Source organism: Bradyrhizobium sp. C-145 (assembly GCF_023375135.1).
Classification (GTDB): domain Bacteria; phylum Pseudomonadota; class Alphaproteobacteria; order Rhizobiales; family Xanthobacteraceae; genus Bradyrhizobium; species Bradyrhizobium zhanjiangense.
Genome location: NZ_CP088150.1, coordinates 6,586,425 through 6,602,168 on the forward strand (window position 1 = coordinate 6,586,425; position 15,744 = coordinate 6,602,168).

9 protein-coding genes and 2 pseudogenes are annotated in these 15,744 nt (G+C 57.5%); 10 read left to right on the forward strand and 1 reads right to left on the reverse strand.

Going from position 1 to position 15,744, the window contains the following annotated elements; translation table 11 throughout:
* Positions 1-165 precede the first annotated feature (165 nt).
* The 9 genes and pseudogenes from LRP30_RS31005 (at position 166) to LRP30_RS31045 (ending at position 11,342) form a co-directional block, all read left to right on the forward strand.
* The gene (locus LRP30_RS31005; protein WP_249757248.1) at positions 166-474 is read left to right on the forward strand and encodes a hypothetical protein; all 309 of its coding nucleotides are present in this window, start codon (positions 166-168) and stop codon (positions 472-474) included.
* A 255-nt stretch (positions 475-729) separates the two neighbouring features.
* A pseudogene (locus LRP30_RS31010) lies at positions 730-1,484 on the forward strand (IS3 family transposase); the annotation flags it as partial.
* A gap of 814 nt (positions 1,485-2,298) precedes the next feature.
* Positions 2,299-4,107 carry a hypothetical protein gene (locus tag LRP30_RS31015; RefSeq protein WP_249757249.1) on the forward strand — a complete coding sequence of 603 codons (1,809 nt, stop codon included), beginning with the start codon at positions 2,299-2,301 and terminating at the stop codon, positions 4,105-4,107.
* Between the two features lie 286 nt (positions 4,108-4,393).
* Positions 4,394-4,765, forward strand: coding sequence for an EamA family transporter (locus LRP30_RS31020; protein WP_249757250.1), 372 nt, complete (start codon positions 4,394-4,396; stop codon positions 4,763-4,765).
* 47 nt (positions 4,766-4,812) lie between these two features.
* Positions 4,813-5,733, forward strand: coding sequence for an NAD(P)-dependent oxidoreductase (locus LRP30_RS31025; protein ID WP_249757251.1), 921 nt, complete (start codon positions 4,813-4,815; stop codon positions 5,731-5,733).
* 1,514 nt (positions 5,734-7,247) lie between these two features.
* Positions 7,248-7,979 carry a glycosyltransferase family 2 protein gene (locus tag LRP30_RS31030; protein ID WP_249757252.1) on the forward strand — a complete coding sequence of 244 codons (732 nt, stop codon included), beginning with the start codon at positions 7,248-7,250 and terminating at the stop codon, positions 7,977-7,979.
* Entirely contained in the window at positions 7,976-9,931 is a 1,956-nt protein-coding gene (locus LRP30_RS31035; protein WP_249757253.1) for a 2-phospho-L-lactate transferase CofD family protein, read from the forward strand. Before LRP30_RS31030 ends, LRP30_RS31035 begins: the two co-directional genes overlap by 4 nt.
* The gene (locus LRP30_RS31040) at positions 9,883-10,596 is read left to right on the forward strand and encodes an HAD-IA family hydrolase (protein WP_249757254.1); all 714 of its coding nucleotides are present in this window, start codon (positions 9,883-9,885) and stop codon (positions 10,594-10,596) included. The genes LRP30_RS31035 and LRP30_RS31040 overlap by 49 nt, the downstream gene beginning before the upstream one ends.
* Entirely contained in the window at positions 10,593-11,342 is a 750-nt protein-coding gene (locus LRP30_RS31045; protein ID WP_249757255.1) for an NTP transferase domain-containing protein, read from the forward strand. The genes LRP30_RS31040 and LRP30_RS31045 overlap by 4 nt, the downstream gene beginning before the upstream one ends.
* Positions 11,343-11,478: 136 nt before the next feature.
* Here the strand turns inward: LRP30_RS31045 and LRP30_RS31050 are convergent.
* Positions 11,479-12,598 (reverse strand): IS630 family transposase gene (locus tag LRP30_RS31050; protein ID WP_249761866.1). Its coding sequence is split into 2 segments (ribosomal slippage): positions 11,479-11,683 and positions 11,682-12,598, totalling 1,122 coding nucleotides; the frame shifts between segments, so codons are not numbered across the junction.
* 1,715 nt (positions 12,599-14,313) lie between these two features.
* Here LRP30_RS31050 and LRP30_RS31060 point away from each other — a divergent pair.
* Positions 14,314-15,662: pseudogene (locus LRP30_RS31060) on the forward strand (IS701 family transposase).
* The last annotated feature ends 82 nt before the right edge of the window (positions 15,663-15,744 follow it).

The window sequence follows — 15,744 nt, forward strand, 5'->3', positions numbered from 1 at the left end:
CGCGAGAGCCTCGGAAGCGAGAAACATGCCTGCCACGCATCTCGCAAATCCTCGACTGCTAGGCTCCTGACGCTCTTGTCATCCAGGACACCTCCGACAAGGGCACCTAACGTGCTCGGTTGATAACCCGCCTTAATGCGTCTATCGCTACGCTCGCGAAAGGCAGTGGCATTTCCGTTTTTGCATATTCGCGCGAACGAGTCGGGAAAATTCGAGAGCTATGGATGCCCGAACAAGCAGAGCCTTGCAAAGCTGATTGCGAATCAAATTCCGGCTTTCGAGCAATACGCTCCGCCACCTCGCAAACCTTGGATGAGCGAAGATTGCCGGGCGGGCCTGTTTGATGCAGCTGCCTTGGCACTCACGTTCTTTGGATCAAACGACAATCCCTTCCGGGTAATTCAGTATGGTGAAGCGGCGATCACGGCGCGCAATTTTTCCTTGCACGTTAGCGAAAATGAGCGTCAAATTTAAACAAGCGCAATTTAGCGCCTGACAGCTGCCCACAAAACGGCGATGTACTGAGTTCGCCGTTATTTCAAGCGGTAGCGTCTATGTGATCGGCAGGCACCTAGACCGAACATTCCTGAGTGTGATTGGCTCGCCCACCGTCGTGTGGACTGAGAGCGCGATCGATACGCCCATAGTTTTGGCGCGCGCCTGCAGTGACCTTGCCCCACGGGCTTAATCCAGTTTGAAGTTCGCTCTGGCCCACATAAGGACCAGAGCATGAAGCGCAGTCGCTTTGCGGAAGAGCAGATCATCGGGATTTTGAAGGAGCACGAAGCTGGCGTTTCGGTCGCCGATCTGTGCCGCAAGCATGGCGTCAGTGACGCCAGCATCTACAAATGGAAGGCAAAATTCGGCGGGATGGAGGTGTCGGAGGCCAAGCGGCTGAAGACCCTGGAGGACGAGAACACACGACTGAAGCGGCTCTTGGCCGACGCCATGCTGGACAATGTGGCCTTGAAAGATCTCCTGGGAAAGAAATGGTGATGCCCGCTGCCAAGCGGAAAGCTGTCGCCCATCTCGTGGACGTCTACGGAATGAGCGAACGGCGGGCGTGTAAAGCCATCGGCTGCTGCCGCATGACGATGAGATACAAGGCGACCCGCGCAGATGATGCCGGCCTTCGCCAGCGCATGAGGGCGATCGCCCAGGAACGTCGCCGTTTCGGTTACCGACGCCTGCACGTGCTGCTCAAGCGGGAGGGTTATCTGGTCAACCATAAGAAGCTCTTCCGGCTCTACCGGGAAGAGAGGCTCGCGGTACGCCGCCGTGGTGGCCGCAAGCGGGCAATTGGGACCAGGGCACCGATGATGGCGCAGATGGCTCCCAACGATCGTTGGTCGCTCGACTTCGTGTCGGATCAGCTGACCGACGGCCGTCGCTTCCGCATTCTGACCGTGGTCGACGATTGCACCCGCGAGTGTCTGGCGCTGGTGGCCGATACCTCGCTCTCGGGCGCCCGGGTGGCGCGGGATACAAAAACCAGCAGCCTCCCCCACTACTGTAGTTGGCACACACGGCACTCTCGTGCTCAATTCGGAGAGTGCCTGATAGTTCGGTGGAAAGAGCCAGATCGTTCCGCGATTTGCTGCGCTTTCTGCGTCTGCGTAGCCAATTCGTGCTCTCCGGCAGTACCCGCGACCTTTAGATGCACGAGGTCGTCCGGGGTGAGGTGACCGTAGCGCCGCTACCGGACGTTCAAAAGCAGCTGGATATGCGCATGTCGCATGGTTCGATCTTCTAAATGGCTTTCGGAGTATCCAGCCTGCCGACGGAAGCTATCTCACTCAATTGGGTTTGCTTGCGACCAACGGCACTGCGGATAGACCTGTTATCGACAACGCTTGAACGGCACGTCATCCCTGTAGCCCTCCGCACTTATCGTCGACTTAGCCTCAAGACTCGGGTCGCGCGGCCGCCGCGCCACAGGCACTCGCGATGCGACACGCGACTGCCACACAGCTGCTATCCCTGGACACTGGCGAAGACATCAAAGATGACACCGCGTTCCCGGCAGCAGCCGTGTCAACATCGCCTGTTTGCCTCCCGCCTCGCAAGCTGGGATCGCCTTACCGACCATCCGGTGCTGGTTTTGCGCGCTGGACCTTCGGCATCATCGCCCAAAGTTCGGTTTCGCTGCACGAGGTGGCTCTACCATTTCTTGGAGGAGAATGCGAGGCTCAGCTTAGCTAAAAGCTCCTCGAGACTGAAATCCATTGGAATGGACCTGCACTACGAGGCTGGCAGGAAGGGCCTATGCCACCAAACAACCACGCCGCGAATGGCAGAATGTTGTCAGCCTTGCTTTATTGGGCTTTGCTTGCTCTCTCCGTCGTGACTACAGCAATCCTTTTCGCTCGGCTGCTATATTACTGCGGTTACGGTCTCAACCTCGGCGATGAAGGTTTCTACCTCAACTTCATCGCGAACCCGTTCCCCTACGCGATGAATAATTCCGCGTCCCTTTTCGGCTTCGTCTATCACTGGCCGTATCAGTGGGTGGGTGGCGACATCGCAGTGCTTCGGATGGCGAACGTGGTGCTTACTACGGCGCTAGGCTGGATTCTTGGTTTCCTTGTGATCCGGCGCCTCTGGAAAGCAGACTGGCCGCATGCTGCGGTGCTATCGGCTGGGATCGCCAGCTTGGCATTGTACCACTTTCGGCTGAGCTGGGGGCTCACCCCCAACCACTACTCACTAGCGTCTCAATCTCTCATGCTGGTGATGATCGGCTTGCTGCTCGCCGAGCGGCAAGAGACCGCTAGCCAGGTCCTGGGGGCAATCCTGGTCGGCGTTAGCGGCTGGTGCTGCTTCATGGCCAAGCCGACCACCGCTGCGGCCATTGCCCTCGTCGTTATTCTCTATGTTGTCATTTTGCGGCGAAAGTCGCTGCTGCACATGCTTGGCGCTGCGCTGGTCGCTTTTACTCTGCTGGTCAGTACTGCCTACCTGCTTGATGGCGGCATCATCGGGCTGGTGAGCCGCATGGTCAACAGCGTTAAGCTGGAAGCCACGTTGGGTTCTGGCCACGACATGAGTGGAATTCTTCGCATCGACGCTCTCGCCACCAGTCGCTCCCAAGTCGCCATGGCGGTTATCATGGCGGTAGGCCTTCTGCTTGGCGTCCTCATCGGAGATACGCAGAAGTTGCTCATTTCGATAGCTCTCATTGCGGCGTTGATCATAACACTGGCAATTGCGTTGCTGCAGATCGATCCGATCAGCGTCGAGCCCTCGCTCCTGTTCCTGGCGCCGGCCTTCGCATGCCTTGGCGCGATGTTCTATCGCAGGGGGCTGATTGTGCGCATCCAGACCCCCTCCAGCACCGCCCTGACGCTAACCTTTTTTGTCTTGCCGCTAGTGTTCGCATTGGGCTCCCGTCTCAATTATTGGTCCGTTGGTTCGATGGAGGTCCTGTTCTGGATGCTCGCGGTCGTTGCGTTCCTGAGCCCTCTCGCGCAACAGGGCTGCGGCGTCGCGACCCTGCTGCCGCTGTCAGTATTGGCGCAGCTGCTCGTTGCACCCGTCGTAAGTGATGCCGTTATCAAGCCGTTCGCGCAGGTGAAAGATCTTCGCACCTATTCTAAGGTGATTTCGATGCCACGCAGTGGAAAACTGGTGCTGTCGAAGTCCTTCCACGACCATCTCTCCACGGCCAGAGCCCAGGCTCGTACGGCCGGTCTCGAGGCCGGACTCCCGCTGATCTGTCTCACTGGCCGCGCGTCAAGCCTGCTGTACGTCCTCGAGACGCGAGCACTCGGTCTACCATGGCTGGCCGGAGGACATCCCGGCAGCAACGCAGTTGCGGTGGAAACGCTCGGAAGCGAGAACTGCGCCGATCTGGCCATAGCTTGGGTATTGATAGAGCCAGAGGGCGAGCGTCATCTTGACCAGGCCAGTGTCATGGCTTCCTTTGGAGCCGCGCAGGAGAACTATGTCGCCGTCGCTACGTTCGCCCCCCCTGTCTTTGAAGGCGAGTATTCGAATGCGGCCAGGCAGCTTCTGCTCAAGCCATTACGCTCCGCGGCGCTGGCGGAGCAGTCCTGCCGCGAAATCAGGCGACAGCGGCCGCTTAGCCAGAAGGCGAACCAATGGTGAAGCCTTTGATTCCTCCCGGCTGGACCCGGAATCCGAATCTACGGGATCCCGCGTTCAAGCCCTGGATCGACATTTGCGCTAGGCAAGTTCTGTCCGACGCCCTCAAAATCTACCCGCACGATGGCATCGGATGTTTCGTCATCTGCCGTGCACCGCGCTATCTGATCGAGGAAACGGATCCCCAGTGGACATCATCCAGCGGCCAGGTGCCCGGCACCGGGCTAGGGCGGATCTCCAGCTACAGAATAGAACATCACTATGCGCATGGCTCGACCGGGAGCACGCCTTGACCGCTTCATCGTTCGCACTGATCGCTATCAGTGTATGCACGAATGCCTTCGCCCAGATTGCCTTGCGCAAGGCCATGCTGACCATCGGCAGGATACCATCGATCGGCGAGCCAAAAGCATTCGCCTGGACATTGGTCAGCAATGTCTATTTGTGGGGCGGTCTTGTCTGTTGTGCGATAAGTATTCTTTCCTGGCTAGCTGTTCTCTCAATGCATCAGGTTAGCGTTGCTTATCCCATGCTCTCGATCGGGTATGTGATCGCGGCCATATTTGGCTTTCTCATACTCGGTGAGACCATACCGCCTGCAAGACTGGCTGGCATAGCCTTGATCTGCGCTGGTGTCGTTTTGATTGGCAGGACAGCGTAGTCATGCGACACATCATAACTGGGGGGGCTGGCTTTACCGGAAGATACTTGGCATCAGCCCTCGCCACCAGGGGAGAAAAGGTTCTCGTATTCGATCTCGATGAGCCGATTCCAACCGATCACGCGGTAGACTTCGTAAGAGGTGACGTGCGGCAAGAAGGTGACCTAGCGAAACTTCATCTCGATCGCGATGACGTGGTCTATCATCTTGCAGCTCGTCAACTTCGCGGCCCGGTACCGTATCGAAATCGGGACGAATGGTTTGCTGACGTCAATGTGAGCGGCACTCGGCGTGTGCTGGAAGCAATGTCGGCAGGATCCACACACCGGATTGTCTTTTTTTCCACGGACATGACCTACGGAAAACCCGATCACGTGCCAGTCCATCCCACCGACAGGCAACGCCCTCTCGGACCGTACGGTCGGAGCAAGGTTGAAGCAGAGCGGCTCCTGGTGCAGGCCCGCAGAGAGTTTGGCCTGCATGCCAGCATATTCCGTCCAAGGCTTATTGCTGGTAGCGGGCGACTTGGAGTGCTGACAAAGCTCTTTCGACTAATCAGAGCAGGGCTGCCGATTCCCCTGATCGGGGCAGGAAAAAATCGTTATCAGCTGGTCGCGGTTGAGGACTGTGTCGCTGCTGCGCTAGCTGCCGTAGACGCGCATTGCCCACTTGGGCCATTTAATCTCGGCTCTGATGATCCACCAATAGTCAAAGATCTGCTCGGAGAATTGATCAGGCGAGCCGGTTCAAAATCGATTCTTCTTCCTATACCTGCCCTTGTTCTACAACCTGCACTCTGGTTGCTCGACAGAGCAGGTATGACATTACTCTATCCGGAGCAGTTTACTGTTGCGAATATTGATTATGTTCTCAGCACCGAAAGCGTGACTGAGTGTCTGGGGTGGAAACCGTTGAAGAACGATACGGATATCATTTTCGAGGCCTACACGGAATTTTTGAGGTCCTGACGGGCCATACCGCGATGTCGCGTGCAGTTCGGCTAGCACAGAAGAAGCCCGCCAGCCTGCTCCCGTGCACTTCCGGATGAACTCAAGGGCAGATGTGTCTCCTGCGCCCTTGTGCGTCGACCGGCGCGTAGCAATTAGCCCGTCAGCAGTTTCCGCCCAAGATACCGCCGGAACTAATGCGCCCTGCGACCTCAAGTATAACCACTGACGCTCCTCATCCGCGGGGCCAAGCCGCGCTGCTACGCGGTTACTTACTTCCCTCTCATCCTGATCGAGACGAGGCCTTCGCCCGGCGATCCGCCGCGGCGCGGTGCTGGCTGGAACGTATCTTTGCCAAACAGAGGGGCACCGATCCACGACCTCGTCACTCGCAACGCGGAAGTCGCCCGCCAAGAGCGCTGGGTCGGATCATCCCAGGGAGAAGGAGAAACCGGAGCGCTACCTGCTGCGCTGCCGCCCGTGTCATTCCGCTTTCGAACCCACGTTTTCCGAGTTCAGCACTGAAGTCAGCTTCCTGATCCTCTCGGAAAGTCCGAGTCCAACCGTTCGGCCATAACCCGCACAGATCAGGTGTCATGGCTTTCGGTCTGGCGTTTTTAAGGGATGCCAGGCCTTGATCAACGTACCAAGAAGTGACTCCTCGACATCATCTCCCTAACATTTCACGGTCCCAGCACCGCTGCCACAAAGCTAGGCTCCATATCACCTGCGAGCAGCCGATCGCAGCAGCGCGATAACACCGACTGCCCCTGCCGCATCGTCGAGACCTTCTCGAGGCGCGGTCGCGCTGCAAAGCAATAACCACTCTACCAGTTCCTGTAGGAGATCGCGGGCTGCAGATCGGTTAGAAGTTTTCAAGTTTAAACCCAGGCGCGCCCTCAAGGAGGCTGGCAGAAGTCGCCCGTGGAGATAACCACTCTGCGGAGCGACGTCCGACTTGCCTGATTGCCTTTGCTGACTCTGAACACGAAAGGAGGCCACCAAAGCGATCAGGATGGTTCGAAGAGCTGCCGATGAAGCTTTCGCGATTGATGCCCGGCAACGCAGAACCGGCCAGCACGACTACGCCTGTTGCCAGGTACTACACCGAGCTTGCGGAACTCTGACAATCCGAGGCAGAACATGGGCAGTGAGACTGTACTGACCTCCAAAGCGTGCGGACCAATTTATGGACAGATCACGCAATACGAGCGCTTCAGGCGCTTCTCCCGGCCGAGCCGTCCCGCCCGGAGGAAATCAGTTGAGAGAAGCTCTCGCGAACCCGAAGAGCCGCTCCACACGCGGATCAGCATGCCCTGCTGGGCACGCGACAGCGAAGGGTGAATGGCGACAAGGCATGCCGATGAGCATCTGGCGATTGCTGAATTCGGTGACCTGCACATACAGCTGCTGTCTTGAGCACCGGTCCCCTTAGGACTCTCAGCTTTCTCACGTGACGATCTGTATCGATGAATTGTGAACAATGTGGAGGACGCCTGTTGCTGATATCGCGGAATGATCCAGTTCGATTGTCAGTGGCGGCGCCGGCCTACAACGAGGAAGCTGGTATCCGCGAGGTGGTGAACTCGTGGATAGGGTTTCTTCGCAAGTCATCAGATGTCCACGACTTTGAAATCGTCGTGTGTAACGACGGCAGTGATGACAACACTGGAGAGATACTCCGCGAACTTGCCAATGCAAATCCCGAGTTGCGGCTGGTCGATTTCAAGCAGAATCAGGGAGCCGCCGTCGCCTTAACGGCCGCCATCAAGGCAACGCTGCTGGATTGGGTGATGTTGATCGACTCGGATGGTCAATTTCCTATCGAGAACCTCTCACTACTTCTGCCAGGACTCCGCCGGGATGGAACATCCGCCGTGATCGGAACTCGAAAGAAGAAGGATTCGACATTCAGGCGCTTCGGCACATGGTCGAGTGGGGTAGTCTGTAACCTGGTCTACGGCACCCGACTGAAGGACTTCAACTCGGCTTGCAAGCTCGTCAGCGGGCCGCTGCTTCGCTCTTTAAACTTCGAAGCCAAGGGGATGAACTCTTCGACCGAAATCACCGGCAAGCTCCTTGAAGCCGAAATCGACATCGTGCAGGTCGAGATACTTCATCGTCCACGAACGTCCGGGACCAGCAGTATCAGGCTTGTTAGGGATGCAAGCCACCGTCTGCTCTTTGTCTGCTACCTGGCTTTTCGCCGGCTACTGATCCGGCTTGGTATCCTGCAGCAACCTTTGAAACAGACTGGATGTCCATGAGAACGGCAGCACACGCTAAACAGGTCAAGGTCGCGCTGTTCTGCGGAGGGCGCGGCAGTGCAACCATCATTCGGGAATTTCTCAGGCAGCCAGACGTCGAGCTAACCTTGCTGGTGAATGCCTATGACGATGGACTCTCAACCGGAGCGCTGCGCAAGTTTATTCCTGGAATGCTGGGACCATCCGACTTTCGCAAGAATCTCTCCTATTTACTGGATCTGTATTCTGACCAGCAGTACGCTCTCAGATCTCTTGTCGAGTTACGGCTGTCGGCCGAGTTCGGCAAGGCCGACGAAGCCGCGTTACGTACCTTCGTTAGGACAGAGAGCCATGAAGACCTAGACGAGCAGTTTGTCGCGCTCGTCAAAAAGCTCGATCCGCCGACGCTAGCGGGGCTCCGTCGGCATTTAGGGATTTTTCTGGATTATGCCCAGAGTTCGCCGGAGCGATTCGATTTTCGCGACTGTTCAGTAGGAAATCTGATTTTCGCCGGCGCGTATCTTGAGAATGGCCGGAATTTCAATGCGGCTGTGCGCGAGATAGGCAGGCTGGTCGACTCCCAGGCGGTGCTCGTGAACGTGAGCAATGGCGAAAACAGGATTCTGGCTGGGTTGAAGGCAGACGGCCAGCTACTGCCACGTGAAGCAGACGTTGTCGGTGTACAGTCAGAGGTTCCAATCGTCGATACCTTCTTTCTGGAATCAGCGATACTTCCTCATGAATGGGACGCAGTATCAAACCGCTCCTTGTCTGAAAAAGTATCATGGCTCAAGCAACGAGAAGCACCCATTCAGCTTTCACCGGAAGCCAGGTACGCCATCGAGCAGGCTGACATTATCGTTTATGGACCCGGAACCCAACATTCCTCCCTGCTCCCGAGTTATCGGATCGCCAGCGATGCGCTGCGACGAGCACCAGCAAAGATGAAGGCTTTCGTCACGAATCTGGAGCCCGACAACGACATCCAGCAATGGACGGTGGAGTCTCTCGTCGACCAGGCACTCCGCTACGCCGGAGATAGCGAAAACCGGCATCAGGCAATCACGCACGTGCTCATCAACAACCCTGGCACTCTCGTTAACGCGCTCCGCTTTTCGGATGATTCACTTGCGAAAGCAGGGGTACATCGCGGCGCATCGCTGATAGTGGACGAGTTCGGCCTCGGTGATACGTACAAGGTCCACAATGGCTATGCGCTGGTTCAGAAACTGCTGGATATCTGGGAAGATGATGGTGCGGTGAAACACAAACCTTCACTTCGCATCTTCGTCGACCTGTTCAATCGCACTTCCGCAGCGCAGGGGCTCATCGAGGAGTTTCTTGAAATAAGCTGGTCGGACTTTTCCAAAGTCTGCCTTCGTTTCAACGTCATATCGGTTGATAAACGAAACTTGCCACCCAACGTCTCGATCGAGACCACGCATCACCGCGGGTCATTCCCAGAGGTCAGCGAGGTCAAGAGCTGGATCGACGACGGTGATACCGATTTCCTGGTAACCCTCATAGGTGACGGCGAATATCGCTTTGGCGATGTTAAAACAAGTGTTGCGGCCCTTCGGGACAGCATCTTTGGCGCTGTATATGGCTCCAGGACGCAGAGTCGACGTCAGTTCAATTCGTCCTTGAGAGCGGCTTACGGTGAACAAAATCTGCTGTTTTGGTTGAGCCGTACCGGCGCCTTCTTATTGACCGTGTTGTTTGTCATGCGATTTGGCCTGATCTTTTCCGATCCGCTGACGGGATTCCGGGTCTACCGACGCAAACATGTGGAATGTCTTGCTCAGCTTAAGGACTCCGTCAGGTTGACGCCGGCATCGATATCGAAACAACTCATCGCAAACTACGTCGAGATTGCAGAACTCCCTGTCCGCTATCGCACATTCAAAGGCTTCAGCAAATCGCGATGGCGACTGAAACGTGGATTTTTGAATCTGGTCGGGCTGATGAGCTGAGAATGGTCGACCCAGCGCATGCCCGTAATCTTCTGTTCGACTTCGACGGCACTCTTGCCGATTCGGCACCACTTCACGCCGAGGCATTTTATGATGTATTGCGACAGGAGCGCCCCGCTCTTCTTTCCGGCTTCTCGTACGAGCCTTTGAAGGGACTTACCACAGCTGATGCTTTTCGGCAGCTTGGAATTGTTGATGAAGGCGAGGTTCGGAAGCTCGGCGCAAAAAAACGAGCGCAGTATCGGGAGTTCGTCGACAGGGGGCGCGTATCTCTTCTGCCCGGCGCGCGCGAACTTTTGCGAGAAGGCGCGAGCGCAGGTTACAGGCTCTTTCTTGTCACATCCGGATCGGGTCCGACGGTTCGGGCAGCCTTGGCTGCAATGGCTCTCCTCGATGTTTTTGTCGACGTTGTCACCGCCGACGACGTGAAATTGGGGAAGCCTTTTCCGGATCCATTCCTCATGTGCCTGCAACGAAATGGCCTGGGCGGGCCGGAATCGATCGTGATCGAAGATGCGGAATCAGGAGTGATCGCAGCGCGCGCCGCAAACCTGGCGGTCGTCGGCGTGAACAATCGGGAAGTTGAACCTATCGTCGATTATTTCTTCCCAGATTTGAGAAAGCTACATGCGGCGATCGCAAACAGGAACGCGGAGGTCTTGTGAAGCCAAAATCGTGTGCTGTCATTCCGGCGGCTGGGCGAGGCACTCGTCTCGGGCTGGATCATCCTAAGATTCTTACACGGTTGAACGAGTACGAGACGATCTGGTCGGTGCTCCGGGGCAAGCTCATGAGCATTGTTGATCGCGTCCATGTCGTGCTTTCTCCCGAAGGCGAAGAGATCTTTCGCGCGGCCCTGAACAACGACCCGGGAAAAGATCGCATTTCGACCAGCGTACAACCGAGGCCAACCGGAATGGGCGACGCTGTCTTCGGTTGCCATGATGTCTGGTCAATCGCAGAATGCCTTCTTGTCATCTGGGGCGATCAGGTTTTCGTCTCGCCGCAAACGCTGTCCGGTGCACTATCGCTGCACGGGGGATCACCGAAAACAGTCGTGTTGCCTGTTGCGTCGGTCGCCCAGCCCTACGCCGAGCATGTTTTTGACGCCGACGCCAGCCTGATCGCCGTTCGTCAATCCCGAGAAGGCGATACCTGCGCGTCGGGTGGCTGGAACGACGTCGGAACATTTGTCTTGTCGGTGACCTCGTTGAAACAGGCGTGGGATGCGTATCTGCCACGGGCATCACCTGGTGAGGCGACTGGCGAGATAAACTTCCTGCCGTTCCTGCCGTTCCTCGCCAGTAATGGCTGGGCTGTGCGGCGTCTGATCGTGAAGGATGCCCGCGAAGCACGGGGAGTCAATTCCATTGACGATCTGATATTCTTTCGATCGATCCCGTTGGGATAAATTTGAGAGCCGGCCGACCCGTTGGTGAAGCCGAATCAAAGACATTCGAGTGTTGGACTCAGTTTACCAGTCTGTGATAGGAGCCGACCATGTCGGCGGAGGCGTCCCGGGATGAACTAGTGGCTCTGCACAGTGATTATGACTCTTTGGAAGTCGCGGGATAGGCGCGGCCCATTTTGGTGCGGGCCTTGTCTGTTGTGAACATCCATTTGATGCGGGAGCGGGCAGCATTTCGCTTCCGCTCCCAAGCGGCGATTTCGCGGCGCAGTCGCTTGGGATCGTCGATCCTGCGATCCAGGCACTGGCCGCGCAGCACGCCGATCTCGATCTCGACCATGTTGCCAGCTTGCGTGCTTGGGAGTGTAGTGGAATTGGAGCCGTCGCAAAATCCGCCTGGCTTCGGCGGGCGGGAACGCCTGATACAGGGCGCCGGCGGAGTGGGTCGATAGATTGTCCTGAACGACCCGGATGATCTCGGCATCGGGATAATGGATGTCGACGAGGTCGTGCATGCATCGGGCATAGTCTTCCGCCGCTCGCCGTTCGGTGACTTTGACCTTGCGCCAGGGACGATGCACGTCGAGGAGGACGAAGAGATTGACCGTGCCATTGCGGCGATACTCGTAATCGTAACGTTCGAGCTGACCCGGCCTGGCCGGGATGGGCTGACGCGCCTCGCCAATGAGCTGCACCGGGCTTTCGTCGAAGCACACCACCGGCCGCTTGGGATCGGGCGCCTCGGCGTAGAGGTCGAGGACGTCCTCCATTCGGGCGACGTATTCGCCATCGACCTGCGGAATGCACCACATGTCCTGGCGCCAGGGCTTGAGGCCATTTTCGGCCAGGCGCCGCCGAACGGTCTCGTGCGACAGGCTCTTGTGTTCGGTGAGCTTGACCATCGCACCTGCCAGCAGCTCGAGCGTCCAGCGAGCGCGGCCTTCCGGGGGGCTGGCGCAGGCCGTCGCTACCAGCAGGGCTTCTTCCTTGACCGTGAGTTTGCGTTCCGCCCCGGGACGCGGCTCGTCGCTCAGCGCCCGTTCCAGATTGCCCTCCACGAAGCGGCGCTTGATCCGGTACACAGTCGAGCCGCCCACGCCGACGTTCCTTGCGATCTCCTCGTCGCCGGCACCGGCATCGGCGGCCAGCAAGATCTGTGCTCGCTTGAGCTTGCGCGACGCATGCTTGCCGCTGCTGAGCAGCGCCCTGAGTTCCGTGCGCTCGATTTGGCTGAGATCGACCCGATAGCGTACATTCATGGCGTGCCTCCATGTGCGAGGCACGCACAAACAACTGAATCGGATGGCCGGCGTGAGTCGTTCGGCAAAACCCTTCACGCCCACGCAGGGGCAGTATTTGGCCTTTATCCACCTCTACACGCGGCTCCACCGCAGATCTCCGGCCGAAACCGACATGCAGGAATATTTCCGCGTCAGCCCGCCTTCGGTCCACCAGATGGTGCTGACGCTCGAACGAGCCGGCCTCATCAGGAGGCAGCCAAGAACTCCTCGCAGCATCGAGGTACTCGTTGATCCGAAACTCCTGCCGGAGCTAATCTGATCGCCCGACGCAACCTGTCAAAATCACTGTGCAGAGCCACTAGTTCTCTCGGTCGAGGAGTTGGTGGAAATCCCCAAGAAACCGCATGAGATCATCATCGGCAGCGATGCCACCCGTCGATGGCAATGGTTGTGAATGCCCCATTTCCCAATATGGCTTCGAACAAAATTGACCAAAAAGATGTCTCAGTTTCGGTAGCTAACTTTTTCAGGGCTCCTGGCACCCGAGCTGTGCAACCGATGCCCGCTCCTTAGGGCAAGGACGTTGAACGTATTTCGGCGCTTCGTTGTGTTGGACGACTAGATCAATGCGTCCGTAGAGAAGCACAAGTCGCGGAGCGCTGCACATTGCAACCCGCATAGCCATTGCAGGTAGTAAGCTGCTCGATCGGCAGGAAGCTCTCGGGGATTGGGCTGCCGCCGAAGGTCTTGGCAAATATGGTTGACCGGCTGCCGACGCGATGACCCCGCCGGCCCTCCCGCGCTCTCTGGCGTGACTGGTTGCACTTCGCTGGCACGGTCCTTGCCGACCCCCCTACTTCCGGCGGCCCTGGCAAGTAGCTGTTTCGCGATGAATCAGAAGTCTCGAGTCCTAAAGCCCCGTCTGGTACACATGGTCTCCGATCTGGTGAGGTCGCGTAAGCAATGAAGCACCTCGATGGGCTGAGAGAGAGAAGGTCCGGCTAGCAGAAGCCGCTCGCGTTTTGCACTAAGCCTCGGCGATTCGAGCCGTTCGGTGGCCCAGGTAGGAACGCTGCAGCCTGGTACCGCATTCGCTGGTATGGAGCGGTTCTCTTTACCTTTGATAGTGGCGGCCGCATTCACCATCGGCGTCATCGCTGGCTATTCCATTAGGGCACTCATTTCCGCAAGGCGTCGAGCAGCGGCCCGGCGCAGGCGCCGTGATTTCAAATGAGACGCGGTCCACTTGCTCACCGTGGCCGGAAGTCGACGGAATCGGCTGTCAATCTAGTTTAGGAGGCAACACTTCTGCGACCTCACTCCTCCGGGTCAAACCGAGTTAAGGAAATGTTTTCGCCTCGGTTAAGCAGCCCAAGCCGTCGTTACAGCTCTTCTTTTTTCGCTAAGAGCCTCAGCGAGAGAATGTCATTGACTAGCGTGTGGAGTTGCCACAGCTCCTCCACAGACATGCTCTGCAACCGCTCCCGTTTCATGAATCCCCCCGACTCACGTAGGGCCATAGCTTGGAGTTACCAAACGGGGCCGGCAACGAGACGTCGGTTGAGGAGGCAAGGTTATCTACTTACGGCTTTGGCTTGGTTTCTGCGAAGCTGACGGAGCCGATCTTGACCGAGACCGTTATCTACGTGCGGCTGAAGCCGGACAGCTAGCTAGCACTACTTTGGCAGATTGTTGATTTTGTCGCGTTTTAGGATTCCCGAATCAATTTTTCAATGATTCATGGGTGGTCGGCTCTTGGAGGGCTGACCAATGCCTGGATGGGAAGACGAACTCGAACGCTGGCTGATGCCGTTCTTGGACCGGCTGGGTCATAAGACCCGGCAGCGGATGTGTCCTCTGTATGTTGCAGGATTGATCGGTCCTGGCGATCGCAAGAGCGTTCAGCCGATGGCGGAACGCCTTGCCACGAGCAACTACGACCAATTGCACCATTTCATTGCGGACGGTGTCTGGGACGCGACGCCGCTGGAAACAGAGCTGCTCAACCAGGCGGACCGACTTGTCGGCGGCAGCGATGCGGTGCTGGTTATTGATGACACCTCACTGCCGAAGAAGGGTGAGCGTTCGGTCGGTGTTGCGGCTCAATACGCGTCGGCTCTCGGTAAAACGGCAAATTGCCAAACGCTGGTGTCTTTAACGCTTGCGCGCGGCGAAGTGCCAGTGATGGTCGCACTGCGTCTCTTTCTGCCTGAGAGTTGGACAAGCGACGTGTCTCGTTTGAAGCGCGCTCGCGTGCCCGTCGAACACCGAACGCCACGGTCCAAGCCGGAAATTGCTTTGGCCGAGATTGACCGCGCGATGGCAGCCAACTTGCGCTTTGGATGTGTGCTGGCGGATGCAGGATACGGCCTCAGCGCACCGTTTCGACAAGGTCTAACAGAGCGCGGGCTGGCCTGGGCTGTCGGCATCCCTCGGCACTGAAAGTGTATCCGGTCGATGTGAAGCTCATTTGGCCGATTACCAAAGTCCGCGGGAAACCACGAAAGCACCACGTCCCTGATATCTTATCGATTGCGGCAGAACAAATGCTGGCCAGCGCCAAATGGAAAACCGTGAGTTGGCGTAGCGGGACGAAAGGTCGGCTCAAAGCCCAATTTGCTGCTCTCCGTGTCCGGACCGCCGACGGCCCTCCGCAGCGGATATGGGACAAAGGTCAGCAGCATCTCCCAGGCGACGAAGCCTGGCTCATTGGCGAGCAACGTGCCTCCGGGGAGAAGAAATACTATCTCGCCAATCTTCCGGCGGAGACGGATCTGCGCACGCTGGCCGCAACCATCAAGGCACGGTGGATTTGTGAGCGGGCGCATCAGCAGTTGAAGGAGGAGCTTGGACTTGATCACTTCGAAGGACGATCATGGCAAGGTCTTCATCGCCACGCCTTGATGACAATGATTGCCTACGCCTTCCTGCAACATCGTCGCCTCGCATACGCGGGGTGGAAAAAAAGAATCAACGGGCCTCCGCCTCAACCAACCATGCCCGCCGTACGTCACGCCATCGTCGATCTCATCCTTCGGCCGCGGTCTCAGCAGTGCCCATATTGCCGAAAGCAACTCCTTGAAAAGCAGTGGCGAAAACACATTATGTTCGCGGTAGGGACACCCATCACTGGGCGCCCCCCGCGCAGATCCCGGCGAGCCCAA

What these genes read in the sequence shown, in the direction of transcription:
- LRP30_RS31035 (WP_249757253.1), top strand. Translation starts at nt 7,976, where the DNA reads ATGAGAACGGCAGCACACGCTAAACAGGTCAAGGTCGCGCTGTTCTGC.
- LRP30_RS31040 (WP_249757254.1), top strand. Translation starts at nt 9,883, where the DNA reads ATGGCGACTGAAACGTGGATTTTTGAATCTGGTCGGGCTGATGAGCTG.
- LRP30_RS31015 (WP_249757249.1), top strand. Translation starts at nt 2,299, where the DNA reads ATGTTGTCAGCCTTGCTTTATTGGGCTTTGCTTGCTCTCTCCGTCGTG.